Origin of the sequence: Pseudomonas sp. K5002 (genome assembly GCF_013386655.1) — a bacterium.
Lineage (GTDB): Bacteria > Pseudomonadota > Gammaproteobacteria > Pseudomonadales > Pseudomonadaceae > Aquipseudomonas.
Window position 1 is genome coordinate 1 of the sequence record NZ_JACARK010000813.1, and the last position, 2,604, is coordinate 2,604.

The following is a 2,604-nucleotide window of genomic DNA, read 5'->3' on the forward strand; positions in this document are numbered from 1 at the left end:
CGACCATGCGCAGCAGCCGGCCCTCCAGGATCGGCTGGCCGGGCAACTCGGTGACTTCGGCATAGCCACCCAGGCGCTTGGCGAAGCTGGTGCGATCAAGGCGCATCGGGGGTGTCCAGCTCGACGCTCAAGTCCGGCTCTGCCGGGTGCAGCGCCTGCTCGTGCAACTGATCGAACAGCTTGGCCATGATCTGCGTGATGCGCGTCTCCACCGTGGCATCGATGCGGCTGTGCTCGGTCTCGACCCGGCAACCACCGGGCAGCAGCGCGGCGTCTTCGACGATGCGCCAGGTTTCTTCATGGCGCTCGCGCAGGGCTTTGACCTGTTCGAAATCCTGCGGGTTGATGTACAGCCGCACGTTGCCGACGCCCAGGGGCAGCAGCTTGAGGGCTTCGCGCATCACGCTTTCGATTTGCGTGGAGTCCAGGGCCAATTCGCGCTGAATCACCTGGCGGGTGATGTGCTCCACCAGCCCGACCATGGCTTTTTCAATCTGCGAGTCCTGCTCGGCGATGGGCTCGAACAGGCTGCCCATCAGGGTTTCCAGGCTGGCCAGCTTGACGCTCAGCGCGGCCTCGGCTTCCTGGCGGACCTTGAGGGTGGTGCTGCGAAAACCGTCCTTCTCGCCGGTGGAGAAACCTTCGTTGTAGGCTTCCTGGCGAATGCTTTCGAGCTCTTCCAGGGTCAGTGGCTGGACTTCCTCCAGCGGCACTTCTTCCATCTCGGCCGGGGGTTCTTCTACCGGCTCCGGCTCAGGCTCCGGGCGATGCGGGTCGAAACTGGGCAGCGACCAGACGTCGAACCCTCCGACGTCCCGTGCGCGAATCAGATCGCTGGGCGTCTCATCTTTGTTCGACATGCGCGGCGCCTTAAATCATTTCTTCGCCGCCCTTCCCACCGAGAACGATTTCTCCGGCTTCGGCCATACGGCGGGCAATGGTGAGGATTTCCTTCTGTGCAGTTTCCACGTCGCTGACGCGCACCGGGCCCTTGGCCTCGAGGTCGTCGCGCAACAGTTCGGAAGCCCGCTTGGACATGTTCTTGAAGATCTTTTCCTTGACGCCTTCGTCCGAGCCCTTGAGCGCCAGCACCAGCACGTCGGAGGACACTTCCCGCAGCAACGCCTGGATGCCACGGTCGTCGACGTCGGAGAGGTTGTTGAACACGAACATGAGGTCTTCGATCTGCACCGACAGGCTGTCGTCGATCTCGCGGATCGAGTCCATCAACTGGCCTTCCACCGAGCTGTCGAGGAAGTTCATGATGTCGGCCGCACGCTTGATGCCGCCCAGGGTGGTGCGCGAAGCGTTGGAATTGCCCGAGAACTGCTTCTCGAGAATCGTGTTCAGTTCTTTCAGGGCCGCTGGCTGCACGGTGTTCAACGACGAGACGCGCAGGATGATATCCAGGCGCACCTTATGGTCGAAGTGGCCGAGCACTTCACCGGCCTGGTCGGGGTCGAGATACGCCACCACGATCGCCTGGATTTGCGGGTGTTCGTAGCGGATCACGTCGGCCACGGCCCGCGGCTCCATCCATTTGAGGCTGTCGAGGCCGCTGGTGTTGCCACCCAGCAGGATGCGATCGATCAGGCCGTTGGCCTTGTCTTCGCCCAGGGCCGAGGTGAGCATCTTGCGAATGTAGCTGTCGGAGCCGACGCCCAGGCTGGTCTGGTCGCCGACGATCTCGACGAACTCGCTCATCACCTGCTCGACTTGCTCGCGGTGCACATTGCGCATTTGCGCCATGGCCACGCCGACACGCTGAACCTCTTTGGGCCCCATGTGGCGCAGCACTTGGGCGGCGTCGGTTTCTCCGAGGGACAGCAACAGCACGGCGGCTTTGTCGACCCGGGAGAGTTTGGCTACTGCAGCTCGGCTATCACTCATCTGCGTTAATCCACTCTTTCACGACCTGGGCCACACGACCCGGGTCTTCGGCCACCAGGCTCTTGATTGCGTTCAACTGAGCGTCATAACCCTCGCTCGGGCTCGGCAACAGAATGCTTTGCGGGCCACCGAGGCTCACGCGGTCGTTGGCCAGTTCGCCATCGAGGCCGCCCATGCCACCCAGTTCGACGTCGCCGCCGGCCAGGGCCAGTTGCTTCTTGCCGTGGCCGGTGATGTTGTTGAGCACCGGGCGCAGTACGCCGAACACCAGCAACAGGATGAACAACACCCCCAGCACTTGCTTGACGATGTCCCAGAACCACGGCTGAGTATAGAACGCTGCCTCGGCGATGACTTCGCCACGCTCGGCGGAGAACGGCATGTTGATCACGCTGACGCTGTCGCCACGGCTGGCATCGAAGCCCACCGCATCCTGTACCAGGCGAGTGAAGCGCGCCAATTCATCGGCGCTCCATGGGGCGCGGGTAATGGCGCCGTCTGCGGCATTGACCTTGACCTGGTCATCCACCACCACCGACACCGACAGGCGATTGATCCGACCCTGTTGCTGCTTGGTGTGGCTGATGGAACGATCAAGCTCGAAGTTCTTGGTGGACTGGTTGCGCTTGTCGGCCGGGTACGGCGCGAGCATGGGCTGGCCAGTGGCCGGGTCCATGATCTGCTGGCCGTTGGCGTCCAGCAGCGGCTGGCCAG

At 62.9% G+C, this 2,604-nt stretch carries 3 protein-coding genes; all 3 read right to left on the reverse strand.

Annotated features, from left to right (window positions below):
• Positions 1-95: 95 nt before the first annotated feature.
• Positions 96-860 (reverse strand): flagellar assembly protein FliH, encoded by a 765-nt coding sequence (fliH, locus tag HX846_RS29065; protein ID WP_008434837.1) that lies wholly within the window; start codon positions 858-860, stop codon positions 96-98.
• 10 nt (positions 861-870) lie between these two features.
• Positions 871-1,890, reverse strand: a complete 1,020-nt coding sequence (fliG, locus tag HX846_RS29070; protein WP_003214577.1) for a flagellar motor switch protein FliG — start codon at positions 1,888-1,890, stop codon at positions 871-873.
• A partial coding sequence (locus HX846_RS29075) for a flagellar M-ring protein FliF C-terminal domain-containing protein (RefSeq protein ID WP_306173166.1) occupies positions 1,883-2,604 on the reverse strand: 722 nt, incomplete at its 5' end. The genes fliG and HX846_RS29075, both read right to left, overlap by 8 nt.

Bases quoted from the DNA above. Each gene is read 5' to 3' on its own strand.
- fliG (WP_003214577.1), bottom strand. From the start codon at position 1,890: ATGAGTGATAGCCGAGCTGCAGTAGCCAAACTCTCCCGGGTCGACAAA.
- fliH (WP_008434837.1), bottom strand. From the start codon at position 860: ATGTCGAACAAAGATGAGACGCCCAGCGATCTGATTCGCGCACGGGAC.